18 protein-coding genes are annotated in these 13301 nt (G+C 70.4%); 7 read left to right on the top strand and 11 right to left on the bottom strand.

Annotated elements, in window-relative coordinates:
* The 5 genes from JHN45_RS46120 to JHN45_RS46100 all read right to left on the bottom strand — a co-directional run.
* On the bottom strand, positions 1-533 hold a 533-nt coding region (locus JHN45_RS46120), incomplete at its 3' end, for an ABC transporter ATP-binding protein (protein ID WP_201055382.1).
* A 74-nt stretch (positions 534-607) separates the two neighbouring features.
* Positions 608-1249, bottom strand: coding sequence for a PadR family transcriptional regulator (locus tag JHN45_RS46115; protein ID WP_200715968.1), 642 nt, complete (start codon positions 1247-1249; stop codon positions 608-610).
* 24 nt (positions 1250-1273) lie between these two features.
* Positions 1274-1822 (bottom strand): DinB family protein, encoded by a 549-nt coding sequence (locus tag JHN45_RS46110; protein ID WP_201055381.1) that lies wholly within the window; start codon positions 1820-1822, stop codon positions 1274-1276.
* A 130-nt stretch (positions 1823-1952) separates the two neighbouring features.
* A complete protein-coding gene (locus JHN45_RS46105; protein WP_200715966.1) occupies positions 1953-3413 on the bottom strand; it encodes an aldehyde dehydrogenase family protein in 1461 nt (486 codons plus the stop codon).
* Positions 3414-3503: 90 nt separating this feature from the next.
* A complete protein-coding gene (locus JHN45_RS46100; protein ID WP_201055384.1) occupies positions 3504-4328 on the bottom strand; it encodes a helix-turn-helix transcriptional regulator in 825 nt (274 codons plus the stop codon).
* Positions 4329-4683: 355 nt separating this feature from the next.
* Between JHN45_RS46100 and JHN45_RS46095 the strand changes: the two genes are divergently transcribed.
* Complete coding sequence (locus JHN45_RS46095; protein ID WP_200715965.1) at positions 4684-5196, top strand: ATP-binding protein; 513 nt, start codon at positions 4684-4686, stop codon at positions 5194-5196.
* Positions 5197-5262: 66 nt separating this feature from the next.
* Here JHN45_RS46095 and JHN45_RS46090 read toward each other — a convergent pair whose 3' ends face one another.
* The 5 genes from JHN45_RS46090 to rpmG all read right to left on the bottom strand — a co-directional run bounded on the left by JHN45_RS46090 (position 5263) and on the right by rpmG (position 7586).
* A complete protein-coding gene (locus JHN45_RS46090; protein ID WP_051105974.1) occupies positions 5263-5481 on the bottom strand; it encodes a DUF397 domain-containing protein in 219 nt (72 codons plus the stop codon).
* Between the two features lie 317 nt (positions 5482-5798).
* Positions 5799-6032, bottom strand: coding sequence for a 30S ribosomal protein S18 (gene rpsR / locus JHN45_RS46085; RefSeq protein ID WP_200715963.1), 234 nt, complete (start codon positions 6030-6032; stop codon positions 5799-5801).
* 2 nt (positions 6033-6034) lie between these two features.
* The gene (locus JHN45_RS46080; RefSeq protein WP_200715962.1) at positions 6035-7165 is read right to left on the bottom strand and encodes a GTP-binding protein; all 1131 of its coding nucleotides are present in this window, start codon (positions 7163-7165) and stop codon (positions 6035-6037) included.
* Between the two features lie 2 nt (positions 7166-7167).
* Complete coding sequence (locus tag JHN45_RS46075) at positions 7168-7416, bottom strand: type B 50S ribosomal protein L31 (protein ID WP_200715961.1); 249 nt, start codon at positions 7414-7416, stop codon at positions 7168-7170.
* A gap of 5 nt (positions 7417-7421) precedes the next feature.
* Positions 7422-7586, bottom strand: coding sequence for a 50S ribosomal protein L33 (rpmG, locus tag JHN45_RS46070; protein WP_200715960.1), 165 nt, complete (start codon positions 7584-7586; stop codon positions 7422-7424).
* 74 nt (positions 7587-7660) lie between these two features.
* Here rpmG and rpmB point away from each other — a divergent pair, with 74 nt between their 5' ends.
* The 4 genes from rpmB to JHN45_RS46050 all read left to right on the top strand — a co-directional run bounded on the left by rpmB (position 7661) and on the right by JHN45_RS46050 (position 9372).
* On the top strand, positions 7661-7897 hold the full coding sequence (rpmB, locus tag JHN45_RS46065) for a 50S ribosomal protein L28 (RefSeq protein WP_200715959.1): 237 nt from the start codon (positions 7661-7663) through the stop codon (positions 7895-7897).
* Positions 7897-8202, top strand: coding sequence for a 30S ribosomal protein S14 (gene rpsN, locus JHN45_RS46060; RefSeq protein ID WP_200715958.1), 306 nt, complete (start codon positions 7897-7899; stop codon positions 8200-8202). The genes rpmB and rpsN overlap by 1 nt, the downstream gene beginning before the upstream one ends.
* Before the next feature lie 74 nt (positions 8203-8276).
* Positions 8277-8801, top strand: a complete 525-nt coding sequence (locus JHN45_RS46055) for a hypothetical protein (protein WP_307783388.1) — start codon at positions 8277-8279, stop codon at positions 8799-8801.
* A 52-nt stretch (positions 8802-8853) separates the two neighbouring features.
* Positions 8854-9372, top strand: coding sequence for a DUF4232 domain-containing protein (locus tag JHN45_RS46050; protein WP_201055380.1), 519 nt, complete (start codon positions 8854-8856; stop codon positions 9370-9372).
* Here JHN45_RS46050 and JHN45_RS46045 read toward each other — a convergent pair.
* Positions 9353-10495: a DUF2786 domain-containing protein gene (locus JHN45_RS46045; protein WP_201055379.1), complete on the bottom strand. Its 1143-nt coding sequence runs from the start codon at positions 10493-10495 to the stop codon at positions 9353-9355. The two genes, JHN45_RS46050 and JHN45_RS46045, sit on opposite strands and share 20 nt — an antisense overlap.
* Positions 10496-10658: 163 nt before the next feature.
* Between JHN45_RS46045 and JHN45_RS46040 the strand changes: the two genes are divergently transcribed.
* Together JHN45_RS46040 and JHN45_RS46035 are read left to right on the top strand one after the other, a co-directional pair.
* Positions 10659-11384, top strand: coding sequence for an ABC transporter ATP-binding protein (locus tag JHN45_RS46040; protein WP_201055378.1), 726 nt, complete (start codon positions 10659-10661; stop codon positions 11382-11384).
* Positions 11385-11677: 293 nt separating this feature from the next.
* On the top strand, positions 11678-13301 hold a 1624-nt coding region (locus tag JHN45_RS46035; RefSeq protein ID WP_374195688.1), incomplete at its 3' end, for an FtsX-like permease family protein.

The raw sequence follows: 13301 nt of genomic DNA, 5'->3' as shown, positions 1-13301 counted from the left end.
AGGCCGGTGGTGGGCTCGTCCAGAAAGAGAATCTCCGGATCGGTGACGAGCGAGGCCGCGAGATCCAGACGCCGGCGCATACCCCCGCTGTAGGCACGGACAGGCTTGCGCCCGGTGTCCACGAGGTCGAACCGCTCCAGGAGTTCGTCGGCACGCACGCGCGCGCGGCGGGCGCCGAGGTGATGGAGACGGGCGAACAACTCCAGGTTCTGCCGACCGCCCAACTCCTCGTCCAGAGCCGCGTGTTGACCGAGCAGGCCGATACGGAAACGAACCGCGCGCGCATCCGCCACCACGTCGTACCCGGCCACTTCCACCCGCCCGGAGTCGGGCCGCAGCAGGGTGGACAGGATGCGCACCAGCGTGGTCTTGCCGGCGCCGTTGGGCCCGAGCACACCGTGCACGGTGCCGCGCGCGACCCGGAGGTCGAGCCCGTCGAGCGCCTTCTTCTTGTCCTTGGCCTTCTCGTCCTTGGCTTTCCTGCCCCCGTACGTCTTGTGCACGCCCTCGACGCTGATCGCCGTGTCGGCCACCTGAGCACCCTCCACTAGTCAAGCTTGACTACCGGATCGAAAGTAACGCCCCTCACGCTATTAGTCAAACTTGATTAGCGGGCGTCCCCGGGATGCCGCTCCCCCGTCGCGTACGGGTTCTCCGCACCCTCCGCCAGGACACCGACGAACGGCGCGCCCTCCCCCGCGAAGGTGTACGCCCCGCCCCCGATGCGGTCGATCAGCCCCTGGGTCCACGCGGCCTCGGCGTCGGCCGTGTGGATCCAGAGGTTCATGATCTCGCCGATGTGGCCCAGCTGTTCAGGCCCGTCCTCGGGGATGTAGTGCTCGGTGACCGAGGCCCGCCACGCGGCGATACCCCGGGTGCGTTCCTCCAGCAGCGCCACCGCCTCCGCCCTCGGCAGCTCGACGATGAAGCCGATGGCGGCGGACTTGACGTCCATCTGCTGGTCGTAGGACGTCAGCGCCTCCCGCAGCAGCCGGAAGAACTCCTCGGTGCCCCAGTCGGTGATCTCGTACTCGGTGCGGGGCGGCCCCCCGGCCGTGGACGGCGCGATCTCGTGGGCGTGCAGGAGGCCCTGCTTGGCCAGTTGCTTGAGCGCGTGGTAGATCGAACCGGGCTTGGCGTTGGACCACTCGTGGGCGCCCCAGTATTCGAGGTCGTTGCGCACCTGGTAGCCGTGGGCCCGCCCGTGCTGGCGGACCGCGCCGAGCACGAGGAGACGGATCGCTGACATGGGCCCAGCGTAGGACCCGGCGGGTCACCCCCAGCTCGTGCCCTGCTCCTTCGCCACCAGCTCGAACGCGGTCGCCCCGTCCAGGGACTCCCGGATGATGTCGGCGTGCCCTGCGTGCCGGGCCGTCTCGCGGATCAGGTGCAGACACACCCAGCGCACGGAGACCCGTCCCTCCGGCGGGAACCACGGGTCGTTCGGCAGCGGAAAGGTGTCGTCGAGGCTGGGCACCGACCGGACGTACGCCTCGGTCTCGGCGGCGACCTTCTCCCAGTACGCCAGCTGCGACTCGACGGTCTCGCCGTCGACGAGCTGGAACGTCTCGTGCCAGTTGGTCTGGTCCCGCTGGATGGCCGGCGGCTCCTGCTTGGCCCGCGCGATCCAGCCCTGCTCGACCTCGGCGACATGCTTGAGCAGCCCGGAGAGGGAGAGTTCACTCGCGCTGGGCTTGCTGGCGGCCTGCTCCTCGGTCAGCCCGAGCAGCGCCCGGCGGATGCCGCCCCGCTGCTCCTCGATGAACGCGAGCAGCGCCCCGCGCTCGTCGCCCCGCGCCTCTGCCGCCACGTGCGTGACCATGGCCTTCGCCTTTCGCCGGTGCCGGCAGGAGGCCCGTCCCCCTGCCCGACACCGACGAAGCTACGGGCCATTGAGGTCAGGTTCTGTCCTCAATGGCCCGGCTTACGACAACGTACTCAAGAAGGACGCGTCAGAACGGGAACCCGCTCCGCCCGTGCTGTACCGAGATCCACTTCAGGGTGGTGAACGCGTCCAGCATCGTGTCGCCGTTGAGGCGGCCGAGGCCGGAGGACTTCTCGCCGCCGAAGGGGACGATCGGCTCGTCGTGGACGGTGCCGTCGTTGACGTGGAACATGCCCGTGTCGATCTGCTTGGCGAAGTTGACTCCGCGCTCGATGTCCCCGGTGTGGACGGCACCGCTCAGGCCGTAGGGCGTGTCGTTGACGATGGTCACCGCCTCCTCCTCGCCGTCGAACGGGATGAGGAAGGCGACCGGGCCGAAGACCTCCTGGCGGAGCAGTTCCGAGTCGGCGGGGAGGCCGGTGAGGACCGAGGGCGAGACCAGGTTGTCGTTGGTCTCGCCGTGGACCAGGGCCGTCGCGCCTTCCGCGATCGCCTGCTCGACGACGCCCGAAAGGGCGTCCGCCTGCGAGGAGTTGATGACCGGGCCGATCACGGTCCCCGGGTCGCGCGGGTCGCCGACCTTGAGGGACTTGACCTTGGCGACGAACTTCTCGGTGAACTCGGGGGCGATCGAGCGGTCGACGAGGACACGGTTCGCGGCCATGCAGACCTGGCCCTGGTGGACGTAGCGGCTGAAGACCGCCGCGTCGACCGCGTAGTCGATGTCGGCGTCGTCGAGGACCACGAGGGCGCTGTTGCCGCCGAGTTCGAGCACCGAGCGCTTGAACTGCGAGGCGCAGACGGTCGCGACGTGGCGCCCGACCTTGTCGGAGCCGGTGAAGGAGATGACCTTCGGGATCGGGTGCTCGATGAACGCGTCGCCGATCTCCGCGATGTCGGTGATGACGACGTTGAGCAGTCCGCCCGGCAGACCCGCGTCCTCGAAGATCTTCGCGACCAGGGAGCCGCCGACGATCGGGGTGTTCTGGTGCGGCTTGAGAACCACGCCGTTGCCCAACGCCAGTGCGGGCGCTACCGACTTGAGGGAGAGCAGGAACGGGAAGTTGAACGGGCTGATCACGCCCACGACGCCCACCGGGAGGCTGTAGACGCGGTTCTCCTTGCCGTCGACCGGCGAGGGGATGATCCGGCCCTGGGGGCGCAGCGCGAGGTGGATCGCCTCGCGCAGGAACTCCTTGGCGAGGTGCAGTTCGAAGCCGGCCTTGAGGTGCGTGCCGCCGAGTTCGGCGATGATCACCTCGGCGATCTCCTGCTCGCGGTCCTCGATGAGCCGCAGGGCCTTCTCGAACACGGCGCGGCGGGCGTAGGGGTTGGTCGCGGCCCACGTCTTCTGGGCCCGGGCGGCGGCCTTGTACGCCTCGTCGACCTCGTCGACCGTGGCGATGGTGATCGACGCCAGCTTCTCGCCGTCGTACGGGTTGAAGTCGATGATGTCCCAGGAGCCGGTGCCCGGGCGCCATTCACCGTCGATGTACTGCTGAGCCAGGTCGGTGAAGTAGGACGACATGTGTGATCCCTCAATCGCTAGCAGACACGATCAACAGCAGACCCGATCATCGATCATCACGGTCTGATCACACGTCATCGTACTTGTGTTTCAAGAGAGTTGGAGGAGTCCCCGGAGAAGATCCCGGCTCTCGTCCGGGCCCGGACTGTCCTGCTGGAGCTCCTTCAGCGCCTTCTCGTACTGGGCCACGTCCTCGGCCTTGTCGAGGTACAGCGCGCTGGTGAGCTGCTCCAGGTAGACGACGTCGGAGAGGTCGGACTCCGGGAAGGAGAGGACGGTGAAGGCGCCGGACTCGCCGGAGTGGCCGCCGAAGCCGAACGGCATGATCTGCAGCCGGACGTTGGGGTGTTCGGAGACGTCGATCAGGTGCTGGAGCTGACCGCGCATCACCTCGCGGTCGCCGTAGGGGCGGCGCAGGGCGGCCTCGTCCAGGACGATGTGGAAGTCCGGGGCGTTCTCGTTGACGAGGTACTTCTGCCGCTCCAGGCGCAGTGCCACGCGCCGTTCCACGTCGGCCTCGCTCGCGCCCTTCATGCCGCGCCGGACGACCGCGCGGGCGTACGCCTCGGTCTGCAGGAGTCCGTGCACGAACTGCACCTCGTAGGCGCGGATGAGCGAGGCGGCGCCCTCCAGGCCCACATAGGTGGGGAACCAACTGGGCAGGACGTCCGAGTAACTGTGCCACCAGCCCGCGACGTTGGCCTCCTTCGCGAGGGAGAGGAGTGAGATGCGCTCCGCCTCGTCCGTGATGCCGTACAGCGTCAACAGGTCCTCGACATCCCGCGTCTTGAAGCTCACTCGCCCCAGCTCCATGCGACTGATCTTGGATTCGGAGGCACGGATCGAGTACCCCGCGGCCTCGCGAGTGATCCCACGTGCTTCCCGCAGTCGCCTGAGTTGCGAGCCGAGCAGCATCCGCCGCACCACCGATCCGGGCTCTCCCGCGCTCACGTTCGCCAAGCCTCCCCAACCGTCTTCAGGGGCCGCAGTCTGCCACTAAAACACTTCGAGCAGTACTCATTCGATTACAGAAACGGGAAGAAGAAGCTCCCGTTCACAGGAAGTTGTCAGGAAGCAGTCAGGAAGATGCAAGGCCGGAGCGCGAGAACGGCGTGAAGTTGGCGGAAAAAATGGCCAACAAGCGGTACGGGAGGGTCCAATTCGGTCAGCTGCACGTGCATCTGCCCTTGCATCTGCCCTACGCATCCGAAACCATGGTCTCGCGCCACCGCTGCATCGCAACGACCGCGAATTCCCGGGAGTGCCTCGCATGGGGACGAATGGATCGACCATGCTCGAGCCGTTACGGCAGGGCCTTCCGCCGCTGGACCCCTCGGCCGTGTCCAGCGCCGCATCGTGTTCTCTGCCCGCCCGCTACGAAGCGGTGCGCGAGGCACGGCAGTTCACTCGTCGCACGCTCGACCAGTGGGAGATAGGCGACCGCTTCGACGACGTCTGCCTCGTCGTCTCCGAACTGGTCACCAACGCGCTGCGGCACGCGCTGCCGGCCAACACCCCGCGTGCCGTGGAGCAGGGGCCGCCGGTGCGGCTGCATCTGATGCGGTGGACCGAGCGGCTGGTGTGCGCGGTGCGCGACCCCAGTCACGACAGTCCCGTCGCCCGGGACTCCGAGGACTTCTCGGCGGAGTCGGGCCGCGGCCTGTTCCTCGTCGACTCGTTCAGCGACGGCTGGGGCTGGCACCCGCTGGCGGGCACGCTCAGCGGCAAGGTGGTCTGGGCGCTGTTCCGGCTGCAGCCGGACTGTCTGCGCAACGAGACGTGAGAACCGCGGCGCTTTTTCGCGCCGCGGTTCTACGCGCGTTGTGGGCATGGTGTCCTGCGGTGACCGCTATCCCGCTATCAGGTGGTCGAACTCGCCGTCCTTGATGCCCAGGAGCATCGCCTCGATCTCGGCGCGCGTGTAGACGAGCGCGGGACCGTCGGGGAAGCGCGAGTTGCGCACCGCGACGTCGCCGCCGGGCAGCCGCGCGAACTCCACGCAGGAACCCTGCGAGTTGCTGTGCCTGCTCTTCTGCCAGGCCACTCCGTCCAGCTGCGTGGCAGCCATGCCGTTGTGCACGTCGTACCCCAAGTACACGCTGTCAACGCGGTGGTCCACAGGTCGCTCCCGGTTGTGCACTGGCTGGTGTGGCCATTGATGCAGTGGTCAACTGTTCCGGATCATAGCCCTGTTCATGTGCAGATGCATGGGCAGATGCACGTGCACGCGGGGTGGTGCTCCGGTTACAGCTTTGACGACCGCTTTACCGATGCCGTTCCAGCGTCTGCCCCAGTCCTTGCGGGACATGTACTTCCGCTACTTCCTCACAGGACGTGCACTAGTGAAGACGCGCGACGGGGCCCTCGTGTTCCGGGAGGGGACGGCTATCGGATTGCGTAGGGCAACAATGCCATCTCCCGGGCGTTCTTGATCGCGGCGGCCAACTGCCTTTGCTGCTGGGCGTTTACGCCGGTGACGCGGCGGCTGCGGATCTTGCCGCGGTCGGAGACGAACTTCCGCAGCAGGTCGGTGTCCTTGTAGTCGATGTATGTCACTCCGGCCGCGTCCAGGGGATTGCGGCGGGACTTGGGGGTCTTGCGCTCGGGCTTGCGGGGCACGGTCAGATCTCCAGGAGGGTGTCGAAGGCGGGCGGCAGCCGCTTCCAGGCGGCGCGGCCGGCGGCGTACTCGGTGTCGGTCAACAGGCAGTGGTCCAGGAGCCGTTCGAGGCCGTCGCGGTCGAGGGCGGGGGACGTGAAGACGAGGTGCTGGCAGCGGTCGCCGTGCTCCGGGTGCCAGTCGAGCGCGGCGGCGGCACGGCGTACCGGAGGCACCAACTCCCAGGCGGCGTCGGGCAATGAGGCCAGCCACGGGCCCGCGCCCTCCACGCACAGGGCGCCGCCGGCCGCGTCCCAGTGGAGCAGCGCGTCGGGCTTGTCGGCGAGCCAGAACCGGCCCCGGCTGCGGGCCGCGGCACAGGTCAGATCCTCCAGCGCCGCGTACAGCCGCTCCGGGTGGAAGGGCCGGCACCGGTGCCAGACGAAGGTGCTCACCCCGTACGCGTCGGCCTCGACGGGGAGCAGCGCACAGGCGGGATGCTGAGCGGCGGCAGCGGCCTCGACGTCGAACCCGGCGAGGGCGGCGGCCCCCAAGTCACCGTCTCCCAGCGGTATTTGCAGGGCCGTCGGATGCAACTGCCCCAGCAGTTCCCGGTCCTCGTCGTCGGTCTCCTCGGAGTCGAGGATCGCGAGGACGGGGGCGTACTCCAGTTGGCGGGCGAAGGTGTCGGCGACCGTGCGCTGGTCGGTGGCCGCCGCCGCGAGGCCGGCGTCGGCGAGGTCGTCGCCGTTGCCGAGGCAGGGCAGGAGCAGGGCCGGGTCCACGGCGGTGATGACACCGGTGACCGTGAGGCCGCCGGAGACCACCACCTCGGCCATCGCCTTGGGCTCGACCGAGTCCCACAACTCGACGACGGCCAGGCGTACTTGACCGGCCGCCGCCAGCCTGCGCAGCTCCGGGACCAGATCCTCGCGGAGCGCGCAGCAGGCGCAGTCGTTGACGAGGGGGGCCTCGCCGGCGTCCAGGATGCCCGTGGCGTCCCGGATCGTGCGGACGACCGTGCCGGCGGCGGCCGTGGCGAGGTCATGGTGGAGTACGACGCTGCCGGGGACGTCGTGGAGGAGCCGGGCGACGGTGGCCCGGCGGGCGTCGGCGTGCAGGCCGGCGACGATCGCGACGGAGAGGTCGGACACGGTCAGTCCTGCTTTCCGTACCGGCGCTCGAAGCGCTCCACGCGGCCGGCCGTGTCCAGGACGCGGGCGGTGCCGGTGTAGAAGGGGTGGCTGACGTCAGAGATCTCGACGTCCACGACCGGGTAGGTGTGGCCGTCCTCCCACTCGATCGTCTTCTCGCTCGTCATCGTCGAGCGGGTGAGGAAGGCGTGCCGCGCGGCCCGGTCGCGGAAGACGACGGGGCCGTAGGGCGGGTGGATGTTCTCGCGCATCTCGGTCAGCGCTCCTCTCGGAAGTCGACGTGGCGGCGGGCGAGCGGGTCGTACTTGCGCAGGGTCAGGCGGTCGGGGTCGTTGCGGCGGTTCTTGCGGGTCACGTAGGTGTAGCCGGTGCCGGCGGTGGACCGGAGCTTGATGACCGGGCGGAGTTCGTTGCGAGCCATGCTGATACCTTACTGAAAATGAATTCCATTAACAGCATCGGCCCCGGCCCCGATCGAGGAGAGGTACGTCACCCGTGTCCGCCCACTGCATGCTGACCGGCGCACAGCCCGGCTTCGGCAACCGCATCTCCCACTCCCACCGGCGCACCTCGCGCCGCTTCGACCCGAACATCCAGTCCAAGCGCTACTGGCTGCCCGGCGAGGGCCGTTACGTACGGCTGCGCCTGAGCACCAAGGGGATCAAGACCGTCGACGCGATCGGCGTCGAGGCGGCCGTGGCCCGGATCCGTGCCCGGGGGGTGCGGGTCTGATGGCCAAGAAGAGCAAGATCGCGAAGAACGAGCAGCGGCGGGAGACCGTCGCGCGGTACGCGGCGCGGCGGGCCGAGCTGAAGGAGATCATCCGGCGGCCCGGCTCGACCGAGGCCGAACGGGCCGCCGCCCAGCGGGAGTTGCGGGGCCAGCCGCGCGACGCCAGCGCCACCCGGGTGCGCAACCGCGACCAGGTCGACGGGCGGCCCCGCGGCTACTTCCGCGCGTTCGGACTGTCCCGGGTGAACCTGCGCGGGCAGGCTCACAGCGGATACCTACCCGGCGTCCGTAAATCCTCCTGGTAGGCCCTGGTAGCTTGCTGCGGTCGTCCGGCCAAGGCCGACCGGACGGCCGTCCGGCTACAGCTTGGGAGCTACCAGTGACTACGGCGATTTCGACGGTGTCGACGGTACGGATCGCGGCGGCTGTCGCCGGTCTGGCGGGCGCACTCGTCCTGACCGCGTGCAGCGGCGGCGGTTCCAAGGACGACTCCTCGTCCACACCGAGCGCGTCCGCGAGCTCGGCGCCGACCGCCACCGCGAGCGCGGACTCCGGGGGCGCCACCGGCAGCAGTCCGTCGGCCGCCTCCGACGAACTGCAGGGCAGCTGGCTCGCCACGACCGACGGCAAGGCCGTCGCGCTGGTGATCACCGGCAGGCAGGCGGCCCTGTTCACCGCCGGCGGGAGCATCTGCAGCGGGACCGCCGGCGAGGAGGCGGGGATGCAGATGATCCACCTGAAGTGCACGGACAAGAGCACGACCCGGGCGACCGGAATGGTCGGCTCCGTCAGCAAGTCGGGCCTCGCGGTCACCTGGTCGGGCAGCCTCGGCAAGGAGACCTACACCAAGGCGGAGGGCGGAAAGCTCCCGTCCGGACTGGCGACGGCGGGCCTCGGGTCGTAGCGCGGTCCCGGTCGTGGCGGCGGACCGGCGCCGGGTGCGGGATGATCCCCTCATGCGCACCATTCCCCTCGCCGTCACCGCCGTCGCGTCGGCCCTGCTCCTGACCGCGTGCGGCGGCAGTGGCGGCTCCTCCAGTGACAGCAAGAACGGCTCGGCCTGCTCCTTCGACGGAGTCGCCGTCCAGGTCGGTCCCGCCAGCACCGCACCGTCCGCCGGCGACACGGGCGAGGTGCCCGTCTCGCTCACCAACCAGAGCAAGCCGTGCACCCTGGACGGCTTCCCCGGCGCCACCCTGGAGGGCGGCGGCACCAAGGTCGCCCTCACCACCCAACAGGGCGCCAAGGCACAGAAGTTGAAGCTCGCCAAGGGCGACGCGGCGTCCTTCACCGTCACCTACGTCCGCGGCAAGGCGGGCGACAAGCTGAGCCTGGCCGCCACGAAGCTGGTCATCACCCTGCCCGGCAGCAGCGACAGCGCGAGCTACAAGTGGTCGTACGGCCCCGTCCAGGGCAAGGGCTCCGCGAGCGACTCGGACGCCTCGGTCAGCGCCTTCACCCAGGCCGGCGACTGACGCCCGCCCCTTGGTCCAGCCGCGGCCGGGCCCCGACCTGGGCCCGGTCCGCCGCCTCGGCGCCCTGCGTCCAGCCCGCCTCGTCGCTGACACCGCGCAGCCGGGTCGTGGTCGTCTCCGGGAACATCTCGTCGAGCCGGCCCGCGACGGCGACCTCGCGGGTGGCGAGCACCGGCAGCAGATCGTCGCTCACCTGCGCCTGGGCGGCCTCGGCCAGCCGGGTCCCGATGCGGTGGGCGTAGGCCGCGAGGAACGATTGCCGGAAGGTCTTGGTCCGCCGCCGCCCGCCCGCGCGCTGGGCCGCCTCCGCCTTCGTCATCGCGGTGGTGGCCTGCACGAGGATTGAGGTGTAAAGGAGTTCGACCACCTCCAGGTCACCCTCGAAGCCGACGACGGTCGAGAACCCGAAGGCCTCGTTCCACACGGCCCGGCAGTGGTTCGCGGTGGCGACCGCGTCCAGCAGCACCGCCTTCGCCTGCTCGTACGGCGCCTCGACCCCGATCCGGCACGCGCCCGGCGCGTCCTTGGCCGGCGCCTGCGCGTCGAGCAGCGCCTCGTCGATGCTGTGCCGCGCCATCAGCTCCTGCGCCTTGGCGCTCAACGCCTCCGCCTCCTCCGGGAACCCGGTCGCCTCCGCCTTCGCGAGCAGCGCGCGGATCCGGGTGAGCATCCGGGACGCGGGCCGCCCGCCGTCGTGCCGCCGCTTCGGCTCGTCCAGGGGTTCGAGACTCGGCAGCCGCAGCAGCAGCCGGTACAGCTCCAGCACGGTGGTGGCATGCGTGAAACGGTCCGCGCGGGCGGATGGCGCGGCGGCCAGTTCGTCCAGCTGAGCGGCCCAACGCGGGCCGCGCGCCTGGTCGTCGGGTGCCTGCGCCCGGATCAACTCGGACACCAGTCGTACGTGTACGTCGTCCAACTCCCGCCGCACCAGCCGTACGACATCTGCGGGCTGCCAGCCGCGCCGCCAGGCCGCCGCCACGAACTCCCGCCCGCGCCGGTCGAGTTCGGCGTCGGACGCGGGGTCGGCGGCGAGGATCGAGGCGCCCGTGTCGAGGGCGTCGTGGGTGTCGGTGTAGAGGGCGGCCTCGAAGGCGCGCTCGACGGTTCCGGTCGTGCTGCTCACCCGTCGATCGTGTCATGGGGCGGTGGGGAGGGGTGACTCCGAAAAAGTGTGTCACTTTCATGCGAAAGTGACACACTTTTTCGGAGTAGGTAGTACCAACCCCACCTCCGGGACGCCCACTGCCGGTCGTGTCCACGCGGGCCGGACGCGATGCGATGGAGGCATGACACAGACAGTCGTACGGATTCGGGGACTACGACGGCACTACGGCGACGTACGTGCCCTCGACGGGGTGGATCTGGACTTCGGCGCCGGGACGTTCACGGCCGTGATGGGACCGTCGGGGTCGGGGAAGTCGACGCTGCTGCAGTGCGCGGCGGGACTGGAACGGCCGGACGCCGGGACGGTGACCGTGGCCGGGGTGGAACTGGCCGACCTGGGCGAACGACGGCGGACGCTGCTCCGGCGCGAGCGGATCGGTTTCGTCTTCCAGTCCTTCAACCTCCTCCCCTCCCTCACCGCCGCCCAGAACGTGGCCCTGCCGCTACGACTGGCCGGGCGCCGCCCCTCACGCGCGGCCGTCCGCGAGGCGCTGGAACGGGTGGGACTGGCGGAGCGGGCCGGGCACCGGCCGTCGCAGTTGTCGGGCGGGCAGCAACAGCGGGTGGCGCTCGCGCGGGCGCTGATCACCCGGCCCGCGGTGCTGTTCGGGGACGAGCCGACGGGAGCGCTGGACACCACCACCAGCCGCCAAGTACTCACCCTGCTGCGGGAGTTGGTGGACCACGAGGGCCGGACGACGGTCATGGTCACCCACGATCCGGTGGCCGCCTCGTACGCCGACCGGGTCGTCTTCCTCGTCGACGGCCGGGTGGGCGGGGAGTTGACCGCGCCCTCGGCGGCCGAGGTGGCGGCGCGTCTGACGGACCTGGAGGGCGTGCCGTGCTGATCCTGTCCTCGTTGCGCACGCGGTGGGCCTCGCTGCTCGGTTCCTTCGTCGCCGTGGCGCTGGGGGTCGCGGTGTCGGCGTCGACGCTCGCGGGACTCGCCTCGGCGGTGGGCGCACCGGCTCCGCCACCGGCGCGTTTCGCGTCCTCGCCAGTGGTGGTGATGGGCCGGGACACGCTCACGGTGGAGGTGCGGCGCGGCCCGTCGGTCGCCGGGGTGACGAAGAAGCTCGCTCATCCACACCCTGTGGACAACCAACTCCTCGCCGACCTAGGGGCGTTGGGCCCGGTCCGCATGGACAACGACGGCCGGCGGGACGCGGTCGGGATCGACGCACCGGCCGCGGCGGTGCGGGCCGTCGTCGGCGATCGGGCGCGTGTACTGACGGGAGACGACCGCCGGCTCGCCGACCCGGCCACGGCGCGCGACGCCGAACTGCTCGTCTCCGTCGTCGCACTGCTCGGCACGGCCGCCGGGGTCACCTCCTTCGTCTCCGTGTTCGTCACGGCGTCCACCTTCGCCTTCGTGATCGCCCTGCGCAGAAGGGAGTTGGGGCTGCTGCGGATGGCCGGGGCGACACCGGGCCGGCTACGGCGGACGCTGCTCGGGGAGGCCGGAGCGGTGGGGCTCGTGGCGTCGGCGGCCGGGTGCGCGCTGGGCACCTGGGCCGCACCCCGGTTGGTACGGGCGCTGGTGGCGGGCGGGGTGGCGCCGTCGTGGTTCACCCTGCGGGCGGAGACGCACTGGCCGTACGAAGTCGCCTTCGCGGTCGGGGTGTTGGTGGCGCTGACCGGCGCGTGGGCGGCCGCGTGGCGGGCGGGGCGGGTCGGTCCCGCGGAGGCGTTGCGGGAGGCGGCCGTGGACACGGGGATGCTGCCGTGGTCGCGGAAGCTGATCGGCGGGCTGCTGCTGGCGGCAGGACTGGCCCTGCTCGCCCGGTCGTTGTGGACAGACCCGGCGGACCTGCTGAAACGGAAGTCGTACACAACCCAACCAATGCTCCTCATCACGGCCGCGGCGACCCTGGCACCGGCCGTGACCGGCCCCGTCGTACGACTGCTGTTACGCCTCCCGGGCGCCACCGGCCTGCTGATCCGCGAGAACACGGCGGCCTCGGTCCGACGGACAGCCGCCGTGGCGGCGCCGGTTCTGGTCACGGTCGCGCTGGCCGGTTCGCTGCTGGGGTCGGCGTGGACGGTCACCGAGGCGAAGGCGACGGAGGCACGCGAACGGACCCGGGCCCAACTCGTCGTCACGGGCGAGGGGTTGAAGGTCCCGGTGGCGCCCGGGGCGACGATCTCGGCGTCCGCCTCGACCGCGGTCTTCGTACGGGAGGACGGTACGACGCTCATCCGCTCCGACGCTCGTGCCGTACGGGATGTGCGGGCGTTCACGGAGGTCACGCGGTTGCCGGTAGTGGCCGGTGACGTGAGGGAGTTGGACGACCGGTCGATCGTCGTGAACGAGGAGTGGCGACAGCACACGGTCGGCACCTGGGTGCGGGTGTGGCTCGGGGACGGACGGCCGACCCGGCTGCGGATCGTGGCGGTACTGGCACGGGGCACCGGGGACAACGGCGCGTACGTGACGGCGGCGAACGCGGCGGGGGCGGGGGTGGACCGACTGGAGGTACGGGTCGCGGGCGGCACGGCGGAACAGGCGCGGGTGGCGGGCGAGTTGAGGACATCCGGGGGCACGGTGCGGAGCGCGGGGGCGTGGCTCGCGGAGGCATATCCGCGGGCGGGGATCTGGAGCGGCGGCGCCCGGACGCGACTCGGGCTGTTCATGGTCCTGGGCATCTCCCTTATATACGCGGGGATTTCACTCGCGACGACCCTGCTGATGGCGACATCCGCGCGAGGCGCCGAACTACGGACACTGAGGCTCACGGGAGCCACGCGCGGACGTCGCCATCAGC

The organism is Streptomyces sp. MBT53 (genome assembly GCF_016654115.1).
GTDB lineage: Bacteria > Actinomycetota > Actinomycetes > Streptomycetales > Streptomycetaceae > Streptomyces.
The sequence above is the reverse complement of the archived record's forward strand: the minus strand, read 5'-3'. Positions and strand labels throughout refer to the sequence as shown.

What these genes read in the sequence shown, in the direction of transcription:
- JHN45_RS46115 (WP_200715968.1), bottom strand. Translation starts at nt 1,249, where the DNA reads ATGTCAGCGATCCGTCTCCTCGTGCTCGGCGCGGTCCGCCAGCACGGG.
- JHN45_RS46110 (WP_201055381.1), bottom strand. Translation starts at nt 1,822, where the DNA reads ATGGTCACGCACGTGGCGGCAGAGGCGCGGGGCGACGAGCGCGGGGCG.
- JHN45_RS46105 (WP_200715966.1), bottom strand. Translation starts at nt 3,413, where the DNA reads ATGTCGTCCTACTTCACCGACCTGGCTCAGCAGTACATCGACGGTGAA.
- JHN45_RS46100 (WP_201055384.1), bottom strand. Translation starts at nt 4,328, where the DNA reads ATGCTGCTCGGCTCGCAACTCAGGCGACTGCGGGAAGCACGTGGGATC.
- JHN45_RS46095 (WP_200715965.1), top strand. Translation starts at nt 4,684, where the DNA reads ATGGGGACGAATGGATCGACCATGCTCGAGCCGTTACGGCAGGGCCTT.
- JHN45_RS46090 (WP_051105974.1), bottom strand. Translation starts at nt 5,481, where the DNA reads ATGGCTGCCACGCAGCTGGACGGAGTGGCCTGGCAGAAGAGCAGGCAC.
- JHN45_RS46075 (WP_200715961.1), bottom strand. Translation starts at nt 7,416, where the DNA reads ATGCGCGAGAACATCCACCCGCCCTACGGCCCCGTCGTCTTCCGCGAC.
- rpmG (WP_200715960.1), bottom strand. Translation starts at nt 7,586, where the DNA reads ATGGCTCGCAACGAACTCCGCCCGGTCATCAAGCTCCGGTCCACCGCC.
- rpsN (WP_200715958.1), top strand. Translation starts at nt 7,897, where the DNA reads ATGGCCAAGAAGAGCAAGATCGCGAAGAACGAGCAGCGGCGGGAGACC.
- JHN45_RS46050 (WP_201055380.1), top strand. Translation starts at nt 8,854, where the DNA reads ATGCGCACCATTCCCCTCGCCGTCACCGCCGTCGCGTCGGCCCTGCTC.
- JHN45_RS46040 (WP_201055378.1), top strand. Translation starts at nt 10,659, where the DNA reads ATGACACAGACAGTCGTACGGATTCGGGGACTACGACGGCACTACGGC.